This is a genomic window from Rhodanobacter sp. G2-10, assembly GCF_055809185.1.
Map to the genome: position 1 here is coordinate 2,748,931 of NZ_CM147900.1, position 21,541 is coordinate 2,770,471.

Annotated in this window: 19 protein-coding genes; 6 read left to right on the forward strand and 13 right to left on the reverse strand. The window is 66.7% G+C overall.

Features of this window, described 5'->3' with window-relative positions; all coding sequences use genetic code 11:
- The first annotated feature begins 27 nt into the window (after window positions 1-27).
- A complete protein-coding gene (locus AC0L58_RS12495; RefSeq protein ID WP_473683853.1) occupies window positions 28-558 on the forward strand; it encodes a (2Fe-2S)-binding protein in 531 nt (176 codons plus the stop codon).
- The gene (locus tag AC0L58_RS12500; RefSeq protein WP_473683855.1) at window positions 555-2,837 is read left to right on the forward strand and encodes a xanthine dehydrogenase family protein molybdopterin-binding subunit; all 2,283 of its coding nucleotides are present in this window, start codon (window positions 555-557) and stop codon (window positions 2,835-2,837) included. Before AC0L58_RS12495 ends, AC0L58_RS12500 begins: the two co-directional genes overlap by 4 nt.
- Window positions 2,838-2,883: 46 nt before the next feature.
- On the opposite strand, the gene AC0L58_RS12505 is transcribed toward AC0L58_RS12500, so the two are convergent.
- The 5 genes from AC0L58_RS12505 to AC0L58_RS12525 form a co-directional block, all read right to left on the reverse strand.
- The gene (locus AC0L58_RS12505; RefSeq protein WP_473683857.1) at window positions 2,884-3,303 is read right to left on the reverse strand and encodes a TonB-dependent receptor; all 420 of its coding nucleotides are present in this window, start codon (window positions 3,301-3,303) and stop codon (window positions 2,884-2,886) included.
- 190 nt (window positions 3,304-3,493) lie between these two features.
- Complete coding sequence (locus tag AC0L58_RS12510; RefSeq protein ID WP_473683859.1) at window positions 3,494-3,772, reverse strand: hypothetical protein; 279 nt, start codon at window positions 3,770-3,772, stop codon at window positions 3,494-3,496.
- Between the two features lie 218 nt (window positions 3,773-3,990).
- Window positions 3,991-4,524: a hypothetical protein gene (locus AC0L58_RS12515; RefSeq protein ID WP_473683861.1), complete on the reverse strand. Its 534-nt coding sequence runs from the start codon at window positions 4,522-4,524 to the stop codon at window positions 3,991-3,993.
- Between the two features lie 101 nt (window positions 4,525-4,625).
- Window positions 4,626-6,629, reverse strand: coding sequence for a hypothetical protein (locus AC0L58_RS12520; protein ID WP_473683863.1), 2,004 nt, complete (start codon window positions 6,627-6,629; stop codon window positions 4,626-4,628).
- A 421-nt stretch (window positions 6,630-7,050) separates the two neighbouring features.
- On the reverse strand, window positions 7,051-7,833 hold the full coding sequence (locus AC0L58_RS12525) for a hypothetical protein (RefSeq protein ID WP_473683865.1): 783 nt from the start codon (window positions 7,831-7,833) through the stop codon (window positions 7,051-7,053).
- Between the two features lie 659 nt (window positions 7,834-8,492).
- On the opposite strand from AC0L58_RS12525, the gene fusA reads away from it, so the two are divergent.
- The 3 genes from fusA to AC0L58_RS12540 all read left to right on the forward strand — a co-directional run bounded on the left by fusA (window position 8,493) and on the right by AC0L58_RS12540 (window position 12,803).
- Window positions 8,493-10,541 carry an elongation factor G gene (gene fusA / locus AC0L58_RS12530; protein WP_473683867.1) on the forward strand — a complete coding sequence of 683 codons (2,049 nt, stop codon included), beginning with the start codon at window positions 8,493-8,495 and terminating at the stop codon, window positions 10,539-10,541.
- Window positions 10,542-10,800: 259 nt separating this feature from the next.
- Window positions 10,801-11,622: a tetratricopeptide repeat protein gene (locus AC0L58_RS12535; protein WP_473683869.1), complete on the forward strand. Its 822-nt coding sequence runs from the start codon at window positions 10,801-10,803 to the stop codon at window positions 11,620-11,622.
- A 323-nt stretch (window positions 11,623-11,945) separates the two neighbouring features.
- Entirely contained in the window at window positions 11,946-12,803 is an 858-nt protein-coding gene (locus AC0L58_RS12540; protein WP_473683871.1) for a tetratricopeptide repeat protein, read from the forward strand.
- A 175-nt stretch (window positions 12,804-12,978) separates the two neighbouring features.
- Here the strand turns inward: AC0L58_RS12540 and AC0L58_RS12545 are convergent, their stop codons facing one another.
- The 8 genes from AC0L58_RS12545 to AC0L58_RS12580 all read right to left on the reverse strand — a co-directional run bounded on the left by AC0L58_RS12545 (window position 12,979) and on the right by AC0L58_RS12580 (window position 20,878).
- Window positions 12,979-14,286 (reverse strand): DUF58 domain-containing protein, encoded by a 1,308-nt coding sequence (locus AC0L58_RS12545; RefSeq protein WP_473683873.1) that lies wholly within the window; start codon window positions 14,284-14,286, stop codon window positions 12,979-12,981.
- A gap of 160 nt (window positions 14,287-14,446) precedes the next feature.
- Entirely contained in the window at window positions 14,447-15,451 is a 1,005-nt protein-coding gene (locus AC0L58_RS12550) for an AAA family ATPase (protein ID WP_473683875.1), read from the reverse strand.
- The gene (locus AC0L58_RS12555) at window positions 15,448-16,563 is read right to left on the reverse strand and encodes a DUF4350 domain-containing protein (RefSeq protein ID WP_473683877.1); all 1,116 of its coding nucleotides are present in this window, start codon (window positions 16,561-16,563) and stop codon (window positions 15,448-15,450) included. Before AC0L58_RS12555 ends, AC0L58_RS12550 begins: the two co-directional genes overlap by 4 nt.
- Window positions 16,560-18,092 carry a DUF4129 domain-containing protein gene (locus tag AC0L58_RS12560; protein ID WP_473683879.1) on the reverse strand — a complete coding sequence of 511 codons (1,533 nt, stop codon included), beginning with the start codon at window positions 18,090-18,092 and terminating at the stop codon, window positions 16,560-16,562. The genes AC0L58_RS12555 and AC0L58_RS12560 overlap by 4 nt, the downstream gene beginning before the upstream one ends.
- Window positions 18,082-19,059 (reverse strand): stage II sporulation protein M, encoded by a 978-nt coding sequence (locus AC0L58_RS12565; RefSeq protein WP_473683881.1) that lies wholly within the window; start codon window positions 19,057-19,059, stop codon window positions 18,082-18,084. Before AC0L58_RS12565 ends, AC0L58_RS12560 begins: the two co-directional genes overlap by 11 nt.
- A complete protein-coding gene (locus tag AC0L58_RS12570; RefSeq protein WP_473683883.1) occupies window positions 19,056-19,736 on the reverse strand; it encodes an RDD family protein in 681 nt (226 codons plus the stop codon). The genes AC0L58_RS12565 and AC0L58_RS12570 overlap by 4 nt, the downstream gene beginning before the upstream one ends.
- A complete protein-coding gene (locus AC0L58_RS12575; protein ID WP_473683885.1) occupies window positions 19,736-20,254 on the reverse strand; it encodes an RDD family protein in 519 nt (172 codons plus the stop codon). The genes AC0L58_RS12570 and AC0L58_RS12575 overlap by 1 nt, the downstream gene beginning before the upstream one ends.
- Before the next feature lie 135 nt (window positions 20,255-20,389).
- Window positions 20,390-20,878 (reverse strand): SET domain-containing protein, encoded by a 489-nt coding sequence (locus tag AC0L58_RS12580; RefSeq protein ID WP_473683887.1) that lies wholly within the window; start codon window positions 20,876-20,878, stop codon window positions 20,390-20,392.
- A gap of 177 nt (window positions 20,879-21,055) precedes the next feature.
- On the opposite strand from AC0L58_RS12580, the gene AC0L58_RS12585 reads away from it, so the two are divergent.
- Complete coding sequence (locus AC0L58_RS12585; RefSeq protein ID WP_473683889.1) at window positions 21,056-21,538, forward strand: hypothetical protein; 483 nt, start codon at window positions 21,056-21,058, stop codon at window positions 21,536-21,538.
- Window positions 21,539-21,541 lie beyond the last annotated feature (3 nt).

Genomic DNA, 21,541 nt, shown 5'->3' on the forward strand with positions numbered 1-21,541 from the left:
AGGGAGACGACCCGTGGAGATCTCCCCATGTTGCAAGCCCATGTCCCGCCTGCCGAACCGGCCAGCAACATCGTGCCCGAGAAGGTACGCGACGGCATCGACCTGCAGATCAACGGCGAGCATTTCCGCCACAACGGCGACCCGCAGATGCCACTGCTCTGGTATCTGCGCGACGTGCTGCGACTGACTGGCACCAAGTACGGCAGCGAACAGGGCGAGAACGGGTCGGACCTGGTGCTGGTGGCCGACAAGGCAGTTTCCGCGATCACCGTTCCGATGGAAAAGCTGGCCGGCAAGTCGGTGACCACGGTGGAAGGCCTGGCCGCCAACGATGGCACGCTGCATCCGCTGCAACAGGCTTTCATCGACGAGGACGCGATCGGTTGCGGTTATTGCACGCCCGGCTGGCTGATCGCCGGGGTCGCCCTGCTGCGGCGCAAGCCCAAACCCGGTGACGACGACATCGACCAGTTGCCCAACCTGTGCCGCTGCGGCTGCCAGACGCGGGTGCGCCACGCCATCAAGCGGGCTGCCGCCGGCAAGGCGGGGCAACCGTGAGCGGCAAGATCGTGAGCGACGACAAGGCGCGAGACGCCATCCGGCTGGACCGTCGCCGCTTCCTGCAGGTGCTCACCGGCGCCGCCGGCGCGCTGGTGGTCGGCATCCGTATCGCTGACGCGGCCGACGCACCGCTGCCACCGGCCTTGCTTGGCGACCATTTCCACGATCTCGGCGCCTACGTGCGCATCGACGCGGACGGCAACGTGCTGATCGGCGCGCGCGACCCGGACACGGGCACCGGCGTCGCCACCTCGTTGCCGCGCATCATCGCCGACGAACTCGACGCCGACTGGAATCGGGTCAGCGTGATCGCGCTGGGCCTGGGCGTCAGCAACGACAACGGCCAGCCGCGCTGGACCTACGGCCGCCAGGTCGGCGGCACCGGCGGGTCGATCCCCGCGGCCTGGCGCGACCTGCGCCAGGTCGGCGCGCTGGCGCGCTGGCTGCTGATGCAGGCGGCGGCGCGACGGCTGGGCGTCTCGGCCAACCGGTTGCGCTGCGATTCCGGCACGGTGATCGCACCGGACGGTCGCCGCGTCACCTACGGCAGCCTTGCCGCCGATGCCGGCCAGATCGCGCTACCGGCCAAGGCGCCAGCGGTCAAGGCGGCCAGCAGCTACCAGTTGATCGGCCACTCCGCAGGCGACGTCGATGCCCATGACATCGTCACCGGTCACGCACGCTACGCCATCGACGAGCATCTCGGTGATGCGCTGGTGGCGGTCGTGGTGCACTGCCCGTGGCCCGATGGCACGCTCGCGCGCATCGATACCAGCGACACCCTCGGCGTCAAGGACGTCGTCAAGGTCATACAACTCAAACCCGAGCCCGGCCAGCCCTGGGGCAGTACCGTGATCGCGCCCACCGTGGCCGTGCTGGCGAAGAACACCTGGGCGGCGCTGCAGGGGCGCGCCAAACTCAAGCTCGAGTGGAAACCCGGCGACCACGGCGACGAGAGCAGCGCCACGCTGGAACAACAGGCGGTGGCTACCCTCGACAGCGACGCCGCACCCACCACGCGTGTGCGGGACGATGGCGATTTCGACGCGGCCAACAAGAAGGCCGCGCGCCGGTTCGACGCCACCTATTTCCAGCCATGGCTGGCCCATGCCACGGCCGAACCGATGAACTGCCTGGTGCGGCTGGACAAGGATCGCGCCAGCCTCGTCGTACCCACCCAGGCGCCGCAAAAGGCCTGGGCCGTGGTGCAACGACTGACCGGGCTCGCTCCCGACAAGATCGACATCCGCGTGCCCCGCGTCGGCGGCGGCTACGGTCGCCGGCTCGACCACGACTTCGTCGCCGAAGCGGTGATGCTGGCCAAGGCGGTCGACGCGCCCGTGCGCCTGCTGTGGACGCGCGATCAGGATTTCGGCCACGACTACTACCGCTCCGGCTGCGTGCACCGGTTCAGTGCCGTGATCGATCGCAAGCGCCAACTCGTGGGTTGGCACCAACGCATGATCAGCGCCTCGTCGCTGGCTCATCGCGGCGTGGCCCAGGATCAGCTGTGGGGCTCGGAACTGCACGCCGACCAGTTGCCCGCCGGGCTGGTGCCAAACCTTCGCAGCGACTGGTACGCCCAGCAGTCGGCCCAGCCGCGTGGACCGTTTCGCGGCATGCCCCATCTGAGCAATGCCTTCGCGGTGGAAAGCTTCATCGACGAGATCGCCCACCAGATGCGCGAGGACCCGCTGAAAACGCGCCTGCGCATCCTCGGCGAACCACGCCAGCTGCCGCTCGGCAACGGCAGCGCGCTGGACATCGGCCGCCTGCGCAACGTGCTGCAACTGGTGGCGGACCGCATCGAATGGAAGAACTGGCTGCACAGCGTCAACGGCCTCGGCATCGCCTGCTGGCACATCGATGGCGCCTATGTCGCGCATGCCATCGAAGCGGCCATGCAAGACGAGACCCTGATCATCAAGCGGGTGGCCTGCGCGGTCGACGTGGGTCGCGTGATCAACCCGCTGGGGCTGCACGGCCAGGTGGTCGGCGCCACGCTCGATGCCTTGTCCAACGCGCTCAATCCGGCGATCACCTTCAAGAACGGCAAGATCCAGCAACACGGCTACAAGGACTACCCGCTGGCCACGATGGCACAGCTGCCCAATGACGTCGAAGTCATCACCGTGCCCGGAGAGCGTGCACCCAGTGGCGCCAGCTTCCTGGCCATGCCCACCGCCGCTCCGGCGCTTGCGAACGCCGTGTTTCGCGCCAGCGCGGTGCGCGTGCGACGGCTGCCATTGATGAAGGAGTTGCTGCGACTGCTGTGAGAGCCATGCCTGCAATCGCCGCGTGGCGGGCGCCCACGGTGCCGGATCAGTCGGATGCGGAAACGCCCTGGCGGACCTCAGCCGGCTGCTCACGCGGCAAGCGCAGGATCATCCAGACAACCAGCAGCGCCGCCAGCAACACCCCCACCGACGCCAGCCCAAGCATCGGGCCCAAGGTGGCCTCCGGCACGATCCCCGCGTAAAGCAGCACAAGGCCGACCACCATCACCAGGGTCGCCACCTGATGCAGGTAGAACTGCACGCCAGCCAGCCGCCGGCTCGATCCGGCGATCCACAACCTGTGGACCAGCGCATACACAAACGACACCACGAAACCCACCAGCAGGATATGCGCGTGGGCAATGAACAGCGCATGGTTCTTCGATGCCGCCATGTAGATGCCCAGACCCATGCCTGCAATGGCGTATACAAACCCGCAAAACAGAAACTTCCGATCAATGGCCATGGCTTTGTCCCCGATCCACCGGCGGCTTGGGCAGGCATCGCGCAGTCGGTTGCGCCATGCCCGAATACTCCACCTCAAATCCCTGTTCCGATGACGCAGGCGCGGCAGACTTGATGCATTCAACGTCGGCACCCGGGGTAGCACGCGCGCAAGAAAGTCATGGTGCCCGCGAGAAAATCCGTCCCCGGCGCTACCGTGCCCTGCGCATTTTGCGACGGTGAAACCCATACTGGATCGAGGCGGGAGCCACCACGATCGACAGCAGCACCAGCACCAGCAGGATGGCAATCAGGAAGGCGACCCCGCGCCTGTCGAAGCAGGCTATCAGCGCGATAAACCCGGCCCCCGTACTCATCAGCAAGACGTACGCCCGAAACGCCTTCTTGTGCCGAAACACCCCGAAACAGCACAGGACCAGTGAAACGACGACCGCCACCGCGCCCACCATGGCGCCGAAATAGAGGAGCATGAGGGTCGCGAAGCCGTCGCTATAGGAAGCCCAAGCCGGCGAACTCACCGCGCCGGCCAGCAACGCGAACAGCGCACATGCCGCTCTCGTGGGCCTTGAGCCCGACCCTGTGTCGGTGGCTTTACGAGGTTCCCGTTGTCGTCGCATCAAGTCAGCTCATCCGCCCAGGAAGGATCAGGTCGCCGGTAGCGCACGTCGGAAGCACAGCGCCACGTCTGTCACGGCAATTCGTCCGCCACTGCCGGCATCGGGGGCCAGCGGAAACTATCTCGGCCCAATGCCCTCTGTCCACTTCTTGCTGCCATCCCCTTTTGCTGCAGTTCCACGGAATGCAATTCAGCCCGTCGGTTCGTCAGCTGACAGGGGAACGCCGGCAGGATGGCGGCGATGTGCCGCGCCGTCTCGGGGGCCTTCTCGGCCAATGCCAACGCCAACCCGAAACAGGTCAACGCCGGCATCACGATGTACCAGTGCCGGACGAGCAGCGTCCCCTTGTAGACCGGATCGACATACGTGGGGTGCCACGTGAAACGGCTTGGCGGTGGCCTTGAAAGACTTCCGCGAATCCAGCCCGAGGCGACGACCGCAGGAAATCCCGCCATCGACAACAGGGACGCGGACAACAGATATCTCGACCACCCGATGAACCGCATGTCGCGCATGACGCAGGACTCCGTGAACAGGACATACAGTCCCGCAGCCACGAGAACGCCGGACAAAGCGAAGTTCATGGTGATTCTGAGCGTGTTCATGGGCGGCCGCCAAACGCCGGAGTCCGGCGGCGCCGGTGCGGCGTGCGCGTGGGCGAACCTGGATTTGCATCTCGACCGATCATCTCCTCTCCGATCCTCCCTTAGTGAAACTGATCACTTGCCGGCACCCATGAACTGGACGACGACGCGGGTGCATGCAGCGCCTTGGCGGGCGCAGCTTCTGCATCGCAGCCGGGCGGCAGCGGGCCACCGGCGACGCGGGCGGCGGCGCATTCGGCGCTGTTGTCGAATTTGATCATCGGGGTGGGCGTTTGCACCGGAGCAGTGCTGGCCGCCGGAGCGGGTGGGGCCAGCGGCTCGGCCGGTGCCACGTTCAGGCGGTCGTAGATTTTCTCGGGCAGCGGTACCGCCGGTGGGTCGGGGTTCTGGCAGCCGAACAGCGAGGTCGGTGCCAGTGGCCGGACGACACACTCCACCCGCAGGCCGCGTGGCAGGTGAAAAGTGTGTTTGACGGTGGTCTTTTCCACCGCACGGCGCAGCGCGGTGTCGATCGAACTTTCGCCCTCGGGGGTCCAGTCCTTCTCGAAGCGGGTGGCCTTGTAGCCGATGTTCGGCGCGCCGTGGCGCATGATTTCGGTGTCGCCGCGTGGTTTCAGCTGCACGTAGTCGCCGACGGCGCCATGCTGCTCGCCCTCCCTCGCGCCGGGCTGGTTGGCGCCGGCTTTGCCGACCCCGCGCAGCTCGACTGGCTTGCCGGCGGTCTTGCCGTTCGCTGTTGACGATGGCGGTGTGGCGGAAGTGGTGGAGGCGGTGCTCGGCGGGGCTTGGGTGATGCCGGCGGGTTCACCCACGGTGGCGTTGTCGCTGCCCTGCGGAATCGCGTCCGGCGCGCGATTGGCGTCCTTGACGGTGTCGGCGGTGCTGGGTGCCGCGTCGTTCCGAACGGGGGCGGCGGCTTCGGTGCTGGCCGGCGTGCTGGCAGCTTTCGGCTCGGCGGCTGTGGTCGGGTTCGGTGCTGGCGTGGCGACGTCCGCGATCGCGACCGGGGCGCTGATCGACGGACGCAGGCTGGCTGGCTGCGGAGCCGGTGCACGCACTGATTGGTCGAGCGCGATCTTCGCCGGTGACACCGGCGTGGCCGGCGATGGCGCGGGTTCGGCGGCCGCCGGTGCGATCCGGATTTCGGTGGCGCCCAGGGTGATCGCCGGAGTCTGCGGTTGCGGCAGCGATTCAGGCGCGATCTCGACGGGCGTCGGCGCTGGCGTCTCCCGCATGACGATCGGTGACGGCTGTGCCGGTAGCGGCAATGGTTGCGCGCGCGGCACCTCGGGCGCGGCCGGCGGTTGCGGCGCCGGCGTCACGCTGACTGGCGCCACCGCTTTCGGCACATCGACATGGATGGCCATCGCCGGCAGGTTGAGCGGCATTGGTGTCGACACCTTCGGCAGCGCCAGCGAGCTGGGCGACAGGATCGGCCGATTGCCCTCGGCCTGCGGTGGACGCGCCGGCTCGGGCTGGAATCGCGGTGGCGCGGGCGGCAACGGCGTCGGCAACTGCACGGCCAGTGTCGGTGGCTGGCCGGCCGGCAACACGGGCTTGGGCAGCGGCAATGGCGCCGGTGCGGGCAGGCTCACCGGTGGCGGTGGCGTGACCACCGGTTTCGGCTCGGCAGCACGCGGCGGCTGGCGCTGCGCGATCACTGCGGGCGCGGGCGCTGGCTCCGGGCGCGGGGCGGTGGCCTGGATTGCTTCGGTGTTCGCACTGGGCTCGGTGGACGGCGTCGGGGTGCTGCGCTTGCCCTGGTGCCGCGGACCACGCTCCCTGGGCGGGGTGCCGCGTACGGGCGGCGGCGGAGGCGGCTCGGGCGGTTCGACCAGACGTACCTGCAATGCCAGTTCCGGAGGCGGCGGCGGTGGCGTGGGTTCGATCGCGGGGCCCAGCACGAAGCCCAGCAGAAAGATCACATGCACCAGCAGCGCACCGGCCATCGCCAGCACGCGGCGGACGCGATCCGGAGGTAGCGCGCGGGCGCGCCGGCGGTTGGCGCGCCCGCGTGTGGCGGCCGCCAGCGGCGAGTCCAGCAGGATCCGCGCGGGGTTGGTGGCGCGACCAGCGGGTGCGCGATCCGGGGGTGGCAAAGGCATGCAGGCAGTGTAGCGGGGGTGCCTGTCGTTGGGTCGAGTGCCGGCTGGCTGGGCGCGTGGCCCTGCCCGTTTTCATGCCTGCTGCGTTCGTGCAGATGACGGGTGTCGGGTGAAAGTCAGTGATCACCGGAGTGGCACTTGTGCGGACTTGCCCTCCTCGCGCGGCGGCCCCCATCCGCCCTGTCGGGCACCGTCCCCCGTAAACGGGGGAAGGAATGTTTACGCAAGCCACGCGCCGTATCCCTTCCTCCGCAACGCGGGGGAAGGTGCCCGACAGGGCGGATGGGGGCGCTCCGGCTGGCGCTTCGAACGCCCTGTGTCGACATGGCTCGTAGCCATCAGGCTCTGCTGCACCTTGTCTCCACGTGCAACGTTGCTTTGACTGACACCATTCCCTTCACCGACGGGCGATCGTTCAGAACTACGGATGAGCGTCAGGCTTTGCGGCACGTTCGCGCAGCTCGGCATCGACGGCGCGATTGGGCGTATCCACCGGGCAACCATGGGCCAACGGCTTGCCGGCGCGGTACATCGCGATGCAGGCCTCGACACTGGGTGGCTTCGGCCCATGCTCGTGGCCATCCAGTGACCGGGCCGGCGCCATGTTGAGGCGCTCGTCACCATCCTTGCGTGACGGCGGTGGCGGCGGATCGCCGCCGCAGCCACCGGCCAGCATCGCCAGCGACACGGCGCAATGGAGACGGATACCGCCCGGCAACCGGATCGTCTTTTTCACCGTGGTCTTGTCCACCAGTTTCTGCAGGGCGCTGTCGACCGCATTGGCGCCAGGATCCCAGTCCTTCTCGAAACGGGTGGACCGATACTTGATCGGGCTGTCGTGCCGCATGATCCGCGTATCCCCTTGCGGCATCTGTTGCACGTATTCGGGAGGGGGCGCGGTCGAAGCGTGCGCCGGCAGCAGTGGCTGGCCGTGTTCGTCGAACAGCCGGGGCGCGGGTGCGGGTGGCGCCTGCAGCACCATGGCATTTTTCGCGGGTGGCTCGCGGTGCTTTGGTGCCGGCGGCGCGGCGGGTGCGGGCGGCAGTGCCAGTGGCGGTGGCGGCGCATGGGCCACGGGTGTGTTGTCGATCAGGCGGACCTGCATCAACTCTTCGGGCGCGGCGGGCGCAGGCAGGGGAGCGGCCGGCCGCATGGCAAGCCAGGCCAGCAACGCGAACAGGCCATGCAACAGCAGCACGACCACCCAGGCCAACCGGCGATGAGGCGGCGCGACTGCCGACTCATGCCAATACCGCTGCGGTCGGCGGACCCGGATCGCCTGGTCAAACAGCGCGAGTCCGTCACGCGCGAGCGCGGGCGATGCAGGCTGGCTCGACGGTGACCGAAGCTGTTGGGAAGGCGGCGCGGGGGCGATGACAATACCTCGGTGGGGAACGCAGGGTGAGCGCAGGATGCCGCATGCGGCTTGAACCAAGGGCGACCGGCTGCGCACAAATTTGCAGGCCTGATTGAATCAGACCGCCGTCCCGGTGGCCGGGTTCCCCGCAGTGCAGCTTGACCGCGCCCGCGCTTGGCACAAGGCTAGGAGCCTGTCGGGCGTGGGTGGTCGAGACGAGAATTCGGCTGTGCGAGGACAGGTTCCTGACGATTCGCCGGTCCATGGTGGTTGCATGGAGCAGGAGTCGGCGGGGATACGGACCACACAGGCGGATTCCCAAACCGGCCAAGCCAGACTCGACAGGCTCCTGAACGACCGGCGCCCCGCGCCAACCGCCATGACCGCCCTCGCCCACCATGGAGTGCCGGACGACCATGACGGCCCGACATCAGCCGCCAACGCGCGGCCTCATGCGGCGCCGTTGATGCCACGAGGCCACGCCCTGCATCGAGGAGGGTCGCATCGTGTCCGATTCTGTTTCCCCCACGGAAAGCATCCGCAACATCGCGTTCGCCGGGCACGCCGGCGCGGGCAAGACCACGCTGTTCGAGGCCTTGCTCCACGCCGGAGGAGCGATCCAGGCCACGGGCTCGGTCGAACGCGGCAACACGGTATCCGATACCGACGAGCAGGAAAAAGCGCGCGTGCATTCGATCGACAGCTGCGTGGCGCAACTCGAATACGGCGGTTGCCGCCTCAACCTGATCGATACCGCCGGCTACAGCGATTTCCGCGGCGCCACGCTGTCTGCACTGGCCGCGGTGGAAACCGTGGCCATCGTGGTCAACGCGATCAACGGCGTCGAACACAGCACGCGGCGGATGATGATGCATGCGCGCGAACGCGGACTTGCACGCATGCTGGTGGTCAACAAGATCGATTTCGACGGCGCCAACCTCGCTGCCCTGGTCGACTCGCTGCGCGAGGAATTCGGCAGCGAATGCCTGCCGGTAAATCTGCCCGCCAATCGCGGCAACAAGGTGCTGGATTGCTTCTTCCATCGCGAGGGCAGCACCGACTTCTCCTCGCTGGCAGAGGCGCACCAGCAGATCCTCGACCAGGTGGTGGAGATCAACGAGGCGTTGATGGGGCGCTACCTCGACGAGGGTGAGGACGTACTCGGCCCGGAGCAGTTGCATGACGCCTTCGAGCAGTGCCTGCGCGAAGGGCATCTGGTCCCGATCTGCTTCGTCAGTGCGCGCACCGGCGCCGGGGTCAGGGAGCTGCTCGACATCGCCACTCGACTGCTGCCCAACCCGGCGGAGGGCAACCCGCCCCCTTTCGTGCGCGGCGACGGCACACCGCTGCAGATCGACAGCGATCCGGCAGCCCATGTGATCGCCGACGTGTTCAAGATCATCAACGACCCGTTCGTGGGCAAGCTCGGCGTGTTCCGCGTGTGGCAGGGCACCGTGCGCCGCGACAGCCAGCTGCTGGTCGATGACGGCCGCAAGCCGTTCAAGGTCGGCCATCTGTTTCGCCTGCAGGGCAAGAACCATGTGGAGATCGACGAAGCGGTTGCCGGTGAGCTGGCCGCCATCGCCAAGGTCGAGGACATCCACTTCGACGCCGTGCTGCACGACTCCCACGACGAGGACCGGATCTCGCTGGCCCCGCCGGCATTTCCCGCGCCGATGTACGGGCTGGCGCTGGAACCCACGCACAAGGGCCAGGAACAGAAACTTTCCCAGGCGCTGGCGCGGCTGGCCGAGGAAGAACCCTGCTTTCGCGTCGAGCATCACAAGGAGCTCAACGAGACGGTGGTGCGCGGGCTTTCCGACCTGCATCTGAAAGTGATGCTGGAGCGCATGCGCGAACGTTATGGCGTGGAAGTGCAAACCCACCCGCCGCGCATCGCCTACCGTGAAACGATTGCCGCCCACGCCGAAGGCCATCACCGGCACAAGAAGCAGACCGGCGGCGCCGGCCAGTTCGGCGAGGTGTTCCTGCGCATCGAACCGCTTCCGCGCGGCACCGGCTTCGAATTCGTCGACGCCACCAAGGGCGGCGTGATCCCCGGCCAGTTCCTGCCGGCCGTGGAGAAAGGTGTGCTGCAGGCGATGGAGCAAGGCGCGGTGGCTGGCTATCCGCTGCAGGATCTGCGCGTGACCGTCTACGACGGCAAATACCACGCGGTCGACTCGAAGGAGGTTGCCTTCGTCAGCGCCGGCAAGAAGGCGTTCCTGGATGCCGTGGGCAAGGCCCGTCCGGTTGTGCTGGAGCCGATTGTCAACGTCGAGGTGGCGATCCCCGAACACAATGTCGGCGACGTCACCGGCGGCCTCGCCGGCAAGCGCGCGCGCATCATGGGCACCGACACCCAACGCGGCGGCGAACTGGTGATCAAGGCGCAGGCGCCGCTGGCCGAGCTGATCGACTATCCCACCGAACTGAAATCGATGACCGGCGGCCGCGGCCGCTACAGCCTCGACCTCAGCCATTACGAACCGGTACCGCCGAACGTGCAGAAGCAACTCAGCGAATCGTGGAAACCGCATGCAGAGGAGGATTGAGATTGGAGCTGTTTTCGGTGTTCGGTGTTCGGCTTTCAGACGGGCACCTTCGACACGGCCGCTCCTCTGGAACGGCGACGCCGGACCGTAGGGCGGGCTCTGCCCGCCGCCCTCAGCCGCAGGCCTGCCTTGTTCATCGCTGACCAGGCGTCCGAAACTTTCTGCTACCATCCGAAGGATCGAGACGTCACCTGGACCATGACGCAACGACAGCGAGGGAATGCTCATGAAATCGATATTGCGTGGAACCATCTACGCGATGCTGGTCAGTGTCGGCACTACCGTCTATGCCGCGCCACCGGCAAATGCCGCTGCCGCCCCCGCACAGCAATCGACAGACACAACATCGGCGAGCACGCAGTCACCGGTTCCGCCACCGCGCACAAACCCGAAGCTCAAGAGAATCCTCGCGGCGATGGACCAGGCCTCCACCGACGGGCATCCCGACCTGTTCGGTCAGTTCGCCGGCATGCGCCGTTTGTTCAAGGGCGACTACAAAGGCGCCATGAAGTACTTCAAGATCGGCGCGCGCTTCGCCGACAAACTCTCCCAGCTGAGTCTCGGCATGATGTATCTGCACGGCCGCGGCGCAAACAAGGACCCGGCTACGGCATGCGCCTGGATCACGCTGGCGGCACAACGGGGATACCCGAGCTACGTCCACGCACGCGACCAGATATGCAGGGCGCTGCTCCCTGACCAGCATGACCGGGCCATGGGAACGCTGAGCGCGTTGCTGCCCGAATACGGAGACACCGTCGCCAAGCCGCGCATGAAGCTGCAATTGGTGATCGCGAGAAACGCGCTCACGGGGAGCCTGATGGGCCGCAACGCCAACAACATCAAAGTCATGTCGATGGAATCGTTTCCCGGCAATTGCAGCGGCGACAAACTCAATCTCGGCGGCGTAACGGTACCTATCCGCGGCTGCGGCATGTACGACCCGAGTCTGTGGGATTCGAAAGCCTACTTCGCGGCGCGCGACGCCCAATGGTACGCCACGGTATCCGTGGGTTCGTTGACCAAGGTGAATGCGCCCATTCAGACCTCCGACAAGAAGAAACCCGACAACAAGCCATAGCAACGGCGACACCGTGCCGTAGGGCGGGCTCTGCCCGCCGCTGCCAAACGATTGTGTGACGCCACAATCCCGCTCTGCTCGTCGGGGACCCATCAATCGTCGGCTTGGTCACCCGGCCCGCAGAACGAATGGCACATGTCGGGAGCGCCAGCAGAGAAATATGATGCGTCCCGCCATGACGGTGACTTCAGCCCGCGGAGGAACGAGCTCCTCCGTACTCCCCTCATGCAAACGAAGGACGGCGCGAGGCAAATTCTCTCCTATCATCCGAAAGACGGGAGCGTCACCTGAAACATGACATATCAATAGCGAGGGAATTGCTCATGAAACCGATACTGCTTGGAATGATCTGCGCGCTGCTGGCAAGCGCGGGCACCATGGCGCATGCCTGGCCATCGGCAAATGCAGCCGTTTCCCCCGCACAGCAATCGACAGACACAACATCGGCGAGCACGCAGTCACCGGTGCCACCGCCGCGCTCCAATCCCAAGCTCGACCGCATCATCCAGACGATGAGCGAGGTGTCGACCGACGGTCACCCCGATCTGTTTGGCCAGTTCGCCGGCATCCAGCGCCTGTTCAAGGGCGACTACAAGGGTGCGCTGAAATACTTCAAGCTCGGCGCGCGTTACGCCGACAAGCTCTCCCAGCTCAGCATCGGCATGATGTATCTCCACGGCCGCGGCGTCAGCAAGGATCCGGCCACCGCCTGCGCGTGGATCACGCTGGCGGCCGAACGAGGGTTTCCCAGCTACGTCAATGCGCGCGATCACATCTGCGGCGCACTGAGTCCGGCACAACACGACCAGGCGATGGCGACGCTGGACCAGCTGACTCCGGAATACGGCGACAAGATCGCCAAGCAGCGGATGAAGCTGGCACTCACGATGGCCAAAAACTCGGTGACCGGATCGCTGCTCGGCGCCGACGCCAACGTGCGAACCATGTCCATGAACAACGACGAGGGTCCAGCCAACTGCGCCGGCTACACACTTTTCCTCGGTGGCGTGGAAGTGCCTCGCCGTGGCTGCGGCCGCTATGATCCGAAATTGCTGGACCCCAAGAAATACTTCGCCGCCCGCGACGCGCAATGGTTTGGTACCGTCACGGTTGGTGAATTGCGCAAGGTGAGTCCACCGGCTTCCCCTGCCCCGGCAAAATCATCCGATAGCGGGCATTGAAGGCAGCAGTGTTCGGTGTTCGGTGAAAGTCTGAACACCGAAAACCCCTCAACCACCCATTCCCGCCCGACCAACTCCGTAGGGCGGGCTCTGCCCGCCGTCCTCCGGGTGACGATTTGCCGATTCGTGCAGCAACCGCGGCGGGCAGAGCCCGCCCTATGTCTGCTGCGAACGACTACAGGCGGTTGCCCCGCTTGATCGCCAGATAGCGTTCGATCAGGGCGCCGGACAATTCGCTGCAGCTGACATCAAGCGTGTTGATGCCCTCGCGGCGCAGCGATTCGTGGACGCGCTCGCGCTCGGCCAGGTAGTGCATCGCCGCGGCGCTGCGGATGCTGCTTTCAAGTTCATCACCGGGTGTCGCGGCAGCGCGGTCCAGCGCCAGTTCGCGCAGGCTGACCAGCATGACCAGGTGGCGTTTGGACAACATGCTCACCGCCGCGCGCAGCTCGGTATCGTCCTCGTCGCGCACGTTTGTGATCAGCACTACCAGGGCGCGACGGCGCTGGTGCGCCTGCAAGGCGCTGGCGGCGGCAAGGTAGTCGGTGGCCAGCGGCAGGGGCTGCAGGTCGTAGCCGGCGCCGAGCAGCATGTCCATGCCGCCACTGCCCTGCTGCGGCGGCAACCAGCGTTGCTCCTGGCCGGTGCAGGCGAGCATGCCCACCGCATCACCCTGGCGCAGCGCGATGCTGGCCAGCGCCAGCGAGGCATTGAGGACATGGTCGAAGTACACCAGGTGATCGTCCTGCGCCAGCATGCGCCGGCCGCAATCGAGCATCAGCACCACTTGCTGGTTGCGCTCGTCGCGATACTCGCGCGAGATCAGGCGACTGGCGCGCGCGGTGGCCTTCCAGTCGATCTTGCGCAGGCTGTCGCCCACGCGATAGTCGCGCAGTTCCTGGAATTCGGTGCCTTCGCCACGGCGTCGCTGCAGGCGTGCCCCCACGCTGCGCGAGGCCAGTTCCACGCTGAGTCCGGCCAGCTCGGCCAGCGAGGCGAAGTTGGGATAGACGCGCACCGTCGATGGTTCGCCGAGCAGGCGACGCGAACTCCAGCACTGCCATGGCGAGCGCAGTTGCACTTGGCAGCCGTCGAAATTGAACTGGCCGCGCGCATCGGGCGTCACCGCATAGTCGAGCACGACATCGCTGCCGGTCGGCAAGGTCAGCGTGCGCGGCATGCCACGCACGGCCCAGCCGCCCGGATGCAGATCGTGCAGACGGAGCTTTTGCGTGTGCCCGGCGCTGCCGTGCAGGCGCAACCCGACGCGCGCCTCCGGACCCAACGGCATCACCGGTGCCACCTCGCGCTGCACGCCGGGTGAAGGCATCCGTTGCAGACGCCAGCCATCAATCAGGAGCAACACCGCGATCGCCGCGCCTGCCGTTAGCCATGCCGACAGTGGCAACACACCGAGGCTGGCCAGCACACCGAGTACGGTCCAGCCAAGCAACAGTCCCAATAGCAAGGGTGCCGGCCGCATCACCACCCTCCCTTTCGGCGTGCAGGAGCGCACCCTGTGCGCAAGGGACTTCCTTCGGTCGTGCGCGAACGGCGGGCGCAGCGCGCCTCACAGCAACGACAAGGGCGTCGCGCACAGGGTGCGCTCCTACAGGGATCAAGACCCGGGCGGGTGCAAAGCCTCATTGGCGTGGCGCCGGCACCTTGTGCAGCAAGGCACCCAGCACGTCGTCGGGATGCTGGCGTTCGATCAGCGCTTCCGGCGCGAGCAGCAGACGATGGCGCAGCGCAGGCAGGGCCACCGCACGCACATCGTCGGGGGTGACGAAATCGCGCCCGTCCACGGCCGCCTGCGCGCGCGCCAGACGCGCCAGCGCCAGCCCGCCACGTGGCCCGGCTCCGGCGATCACACCTGGCCATTCGCGCGTGGTGCGCACGATGCGCACGGCATAGTCGGTCACCGCGGCATCCATGCGGATCGCGGCAACACCCTGCTGCACGGCGAGCAGTTCGGCCTGGCTCAGCACGCTCTGTACCTTCGACACATCCAAGTCAGCCGCGACCTTGCCGTTGACCACGCCGGCCACCATGCGCTTCTCGTCCTCCAGCGTGGGATAGCCGATCACCACCTTGATCAGGAAGCGGTCGAGCTGCGCCTCGGGCAGCGGATAGGTGCCTTCCTGCTCGATCGGATTTTGCGTGGCCACCACCATGAACGGTTCCGGCAACGCGAAGCGACGACCTTCGATGGTGACCTGTCCCTCCTGCATGGATTCGAGCAGCGCCGCCTGGGTTTTCGCAGGCGCCCGGTTGATCTCGTCGGCCAGCAGCAGGTTGGCGAATACCGGGCCGCGACGAATCTGGAAGCGTTCGGTCTTGGGATCGTAGACGGCATGGCCGGTGACATCGGCCGGCATCAGGTCGGGCGTGAACTGCACCCGCCCGAAGCTGCAGCTGACCGAGGCGGCCAGCGCGCGCACCAGCAAGGTCTTGCCCAGGCCGGGCACACCTTCGATCAACACATGGCCGGCCGCCAGCAGGGCCAGCAGTACCTGATCGAACACCAGCTCCTGGCCGATGAAGGCACGCGCCACCTGCGTTCGCAGCGCGCGGGTGCGCTCGCCCAGCTCGGTGATCGACAACGGCGCCGGCGGTGTGGCCGGGGCGGCGAGGGTTTCGGTGGTCATGGGCGGCTCCTGAGTCGGGCCAGAGTGATGATGGAGGCGCGAAACGCCTGCGCGTTCGCGGGTGACTGGAAAGCCTGGGCAATCTGCGCGACATCGAGCGTGCTGCGTTCGGCCAGGCGCGCGTAGAGCGCATCGCCATTGAGCATGACGCAAGCCGGGTCGCGTCGGCGCAGACGCGCCAACACGGTCTGGCTGGCGAGGCTGTGCAAGGTGCGACCAGCGTCACGGCGATACAGGAATTCACCGGCGGCGTGCACGTGTTCGAGCAACGCGCGCCGGTGCAGCACCGGTGCCGGCATCAATGGACCCAGGCGCGCGCTGCGCATCGCCATCCACCCCGCCAGCAGCAGCGTCAGCGCCAACAATGCCGGCCAGCCCTTGACCGCCAGCAAGGCCAGGAATGAAGGGCCATCCAGGGCGTACACCAGATAGATGGTGCCCTTGCCGCGGTTGGGCGCCAGCAGCCGCCAGGCGAATTGCTGGTTCCAGGCGTGTTCAAGATGGGTCCGCGTGAGCGGAGTGAAGGTCGACAGCACGCTGACGGTGCCCGAGCCCAGCCGCGTGCGTGCAAACAGGTACCCGTCCTGCGCATTGCCGATGGCGGCGTCGACGCGTGCCACCGCGGCCGGCGTCAGCCGGAATTTCTTCGCACAGATCGGCACCTCATGCTTGCCGGCGGGCGTGGCCGCCTTCGGCTTGATGCAGTCGAACAGCGCCGAGCGCGCATCGAACAGACCGAGCGCATCGAACAGCGGAGTACGCGCCACGCTGGTCGAACCCGGCGACAGCAGCAGGTGGCCGCCGCTGCGCACCCACGCGACGAGTCGGGCCGCATCGGCCATGTCGACGCGGGCAGCATCGACGCCAAGCAGCAGCGTATCGCCGGACTTGAGCGACAGCTTGGACGAGTCGAGCGTGGTCAGCGAACGCGTCGGCAGCTGCAAGCGGTTGAGGGTGAGGTCCAGCGCGAAGAAGCGGTTATAGCGCGCCTCGCCATGGGCCACCGTGGGCTCGGTGACTTGCTTGTGCTCGAACGAGGCAAAGAAACCCGCCACCAGCAGCAGCACCGCCCCCAGCACCGCCAGGCCGATATAGAGCGGCCGGCGATTCATGGCGCCGCCCCGCTCTGCACCGGCCAGCCGCTGAGCAGGTTCTCGATGGTGGCGTCGTCCGGATAGCGCCCGGCGTAGGCAGCAAACTGCCAGGTGCGCACGATCGCGATGACCTGTTGCGCACGCTTCGGGTCGTCGATGGCCGCGGCCTGACGCAACCAGTCCGCCTCGGTGCTGTCGGTCGACGGCGGCAGTTGCAGCAACAAGGCGGTCTGCTCCACGCAGCCGCGGTACAACAAGGCCAGCGCCTCGCGCCGACGCTGCGCTTGCCAGAGTTTGCGGGTGGCACCGGCCAGGTCTGCCGGCAGCGCCTGCTCGCCGGCGACGCGGGCTTCAAGGCTGGCCGGCGCCATCGGCACATCGTCATCGGCTTCCGGCAGCCAGCGTCCGCGGTGGCGCCACGCAAACCACAGCAAGGTAGCGAGCGCACCGATCACCAGCAGCCACAGCACTATCTTGAAGAATCCCGACAGGAACCGCCCCAGCAGCGGAAACGGCACACTCTTCTCGCTGGTGTCGGAATGCCATGAGTACTTGAACACCCAACGACGCACCGTATGCTCGCCGCCGAAGCGCGGGTCGCGATACACCTGCGCCGCCTGCGCGGCGAAGCGCGCATCACCACTGTCCGGCGGCTGGTGGAAGACCTGCTCGATGCTGACCTCGGCCGGCGCGGACGCAGTGCTTGCCGCCGTGGCCGGTGCCGCCGCGTGCGCAGGCAGCGCCAGCGCGCCACCAATCAACAGCAGCACGCCGAGCACCTTGCCCAGGCCTTCAAGCCGCGCGCGCAGACGCCGGAACGTGAGGTCGATGTCCCAGGCCTCCAGCTGGGTGCGCCGGTTCAGATACAGCGCGAAACCGCATGCCACATACAGCGGCTCGATCACGCTCATCGCCAGATAGGCCACGCTTGCCGCCGCGAGCATCCATGACGTCGCGGCGTGATGAACGTCATCGCGGAAGAATCCGCTCAGCGACTCGGGGCGCCATTCGTTCGGTATCAGCAACAGGATGAACAGCCACACGCTGAGGAACAGCACCAGCTCGAATTGCAGGCAGCTGTAGGTGAGCATGCTGGTGATGCCGCCGATACGTCGACGCAGCACCTTCCAGCGCAGCGAACGCTGCTTCGCGGCTGCGCCTTCAAGCAGATCCAGCGGCAGGCGAAGCGCGCGATGGCTGTCGATACGCAACCAGCTCAGTGCGGCCAGGGTGCTGCGCCAGCCCCACCGGCGCTGACCGCGCAGGGTCTCGCGCCAACCCGGCGTCTGTTCGAACACGGCATGCGACAGCACGTACAGCGGCACACGGTCGAACAGCGGCTTCAGCCACCACATCAGCAGCAGGCCCAACCAGGGCACGCCGACCAGCACGCCCACCGCATTGCAGAGCACGAAGATCGGCAGTGTGAAGGCGAACCACGCCGACCACACCGCACGCGCATTGGCACGCAGCATGGCCGCGCCGAGATCCAGGGCCTCGCGTGGCACGCGCGGGCGCAGCACCACGCTGATGCGCTCAAGCTCCATGCCGACCCGCCTTGCCGCCACGCCACAACCACCCCAGCACCAGCACCCACAGCAAGGCGCCACTGCCGAACTTCACCGGGTCGGACAAGGCCGCATCCGATGACCAGTACGCCTCGATGAAGGCCGCCACCAGCAACATCGCGAATGCGCCCAGCGCCAGTTGCGCGCCGATCCAGCCGGCAGCCACCAGCGCCGGCCCGCGACGACGACGCCCCGGGGCCAGCAAGGTCAGACCCAGTTGCAGGCCGGCGCCGCCGGCGATCACCAGCGCGCTCAATTCGAACGGCGAGTGCCCCACCACGAACCGCCAGAACGGACCGCCATAGCCGATCGCGGTGAGATGCCCGGCGACGCCGCCGATGATCACGCCGTTGGCGCCGAGCACGTAGAGCGCGCCCACGCCGAACACCAGCCCGGACGCGAACGTGCGGAACGCGATGCTGACGTTGTTCATCACGTAGAAACCGAACATCTGCAGATTGGTGCCGCTGCTGCGGCCGATATGCGGATTCGAGGGGTCGTACATCTTCTCGAACTGCGCCAGCTGGGCGCTGTTGAATACCGTGTGCGCCAGCTCGGGACGCATTTGCATCAACACCAGCATGACCAGCGCCGGTACATAGAACAGCACGGTCGCCGCCAGCATGCAGCGCCACTGCGAACGCACCAGGCGCGGAAACCCGGCAACCAGAAAGCTGGCCACGCGATGCCAGCGCGGTGCCGGCGGCCGATACAGCACCAGGTGACCCTGTTGCACCAGGCGCTGCAGGCGATCAGTGACGTCGTGGCTGTAGCCGCGCCCACGCGCCAATGCCAGGTGGTGGCACACGCGGCGATACGCCGATGGAAAATCCAGCGCCTGATCCTGCCGCATCGTGCGCTTGGGCTGACGCTCCAGCGCGCTGAACCAGGACTGCAGGCTGTCCCATTCGCGGCTGTGCAGGGCGACAAAACGTTCCTGCTTCATGCGCGCCCCAGCAGCCAGTTGGCGTGGGCCACCAGACGCCGGATGGCCGCCGTGTCACGCAGACCGGTCAGCGGGGTCAGCAGATTTGCCAGCTCCTCCTGCCGCTGCACGGTGAGCTGGCCGGCGCGTTCGGTGAACTCCACCAGCGCAGCCTGTTCGTCCATCGCCAACGCCACCGGCAGCGGTATCGCCTCCATCGTCGGCACTTCCTGCCCGGGCGGCAGTTCGGTGGCGTGGATCACCAAGGTGCCCGCAACGATGTCGCCAAGCCGACGCGCATGCGGATCGACCAGGGTGCTGATCAGGCCGACGCCGTACACGCCGGGCAGAATATCCACCGTGCGCATCAGGTTTCGCACCACCGAGGGCAGCCAGGTCACCGGCGTGCCATCCGCATTGACCACGCGCAGCCCCAGCGCGCGCTTGCCGGGCGTCTGCCCGTGCCACCAGACCTCGCACACCACCGAGTACGCCCACATCAAGCCGAACATCAGCAGCAGGACCAGGCCATTGCCGCCCACGCCGAAGATCGACAGCGGAATCGCGGCAATGAACAGCACCAGCAGGCGCACCAGCACATCGACCATCCACGCCTGCGCGCGTGGCAACGCACCGGCGGCGCGCAGGCGCAGCGAAATGCCTTCGGGCGTCTCGATCTCGCGGATCGTATCGATCATCAAACGTCGATGACGATGGTGTCGGCGATGAGGTCATGCAGGCAGCGGCGCTCGGCGCCGAAGATCAGCAACACATCGATCAGGCCGACAAATCTGCCCACCAGCGGGATGGCGCCGAGCACGCCAAGCGGGAGCACCCGCAGGAAAATGTAACGGAGCAGCCCCATGCGATCGCCATTGCTGCGGACCATGGCGACGTCCAGCGTGCGCTTGCCGATGGTCTGTCCGGTGCGATGGATCATCACGCAATTGATCACGATCAGCGCCAGGAGCAGGATGCACCCCAACGCGACCAGCGCGATCATCGGGCCGGCCGACTTGGTTCCCGCCTTGACTCCGTCAGCCATCACGGCGCCCATGATGAACGGCGCCAGCCACACCACGTTGATCACGCCGTCGAGCAAGGCGGCACCCAGCCGCTTGCCGCGGCTTGCCTTGCGGCTCTCCAGATCCCCTTCGAATCGCCCCTGCACGTCGTCGACCACGGCCGCCGGCGCGGCGTATGGGTTGGTTTCCATGCTGCTTCCCCTCTTTCCTTTTGCCCTACCCCATGTCGGGCAACCGGGTCGAGTATAAAAGCGATTTTTCCCGCTTGACCAGCGCTGGCGCGGGAGCGGTGAAGCGGCCTGCCATGCGCCGGCCGGGCATCCGGCTCAGCGTGTCTTGCGCTTGGACTTGAGCATGGTGCCGCTGCACTTGGGCGAACCGCAGCGGCATTCCCACAATTTCCTCAGCCTCGCCGTGTGCGGCACCTCGAGCACGATGCCGTAGTCGTAGGTCAGTTCTTCGCCGGGCTCGATTTTGCGGATCGCCTCGATCATCACCTTGTCGCGACGCGGATCGCCGCTGGAGCTTTCCTCGATCACCGCACGGCAATTGGGCGTGCAGCTGTGGTTGATCCAGCGCGCGGTGTTGCCCTGCCGGTTGGCGTCGACGATGTATTCGTCGTTGAGCGTGAACAGGAAAGTGTGACCGGTCTCGCCGCCATCGCCATACAGCTCATCGGCCTCGGCGTGGCTCATCAATCGCCCCTTGTACTGGATGATGTGCTCGCCGCGGGCAATGGCGTCGGCCGCGAACACGCCGTTGCCATGGATCGGTGAGCGGCGGGCAACGAAGCGGCGACGTGAAACCTGGGGCATGGAAGGATCTGCTGGCATGGCGGAAAGAACGACGATGATGCCGATTGCCGCGCCGAATGAAAACCGCCCCCAGCCATGGCGGTGGAGCCGAACGCCCCAGCGACTCCCGACTCCCGATTCCCGATTCCCCAATCCCCAATCCCTGCTAAGATTCAAACAATCGTTTGAGGTGAGCCCATGAAACGACTGTTACGCGGATTTCTGCTGATCCTGCTCGGCGCCGGCCTGGCTGCCTGCGGGCCGACCCGGAAAAGCGTGTTTCCACCCACGCTGAGCATCCAGCAGCTGACGGTACTGCCAAACGGCCAGTGGCGCGTCACCCTGCGCATCCAGAACAACAGCTACGACGAGATGGGTTTCACCGCGCTGGAGGGCCAGCTGAAGGTCGGCACACTGGCTCCGATCCGCCTGCACACGACCTTCGAACGTGACATCCCCGAGCTGGCCGGGGACGTGCTGCCACTCGATGTGCTGCCCACCGGCGCGATGAATCAGCTGCTGCAGCAAGCCGCCAGCAAGGGCAGCGCCGGTGCGGTGACGTATCAGATCAAGGGCACGGCCCGCGCCAAACCGGAACAGGAAAAGCACGCCCGCGACTTCGATTTCGACGGCAACGGCTGGATCTCGCCGGTACCGGGCATCCCCAACACCTGGCGCTGAGCC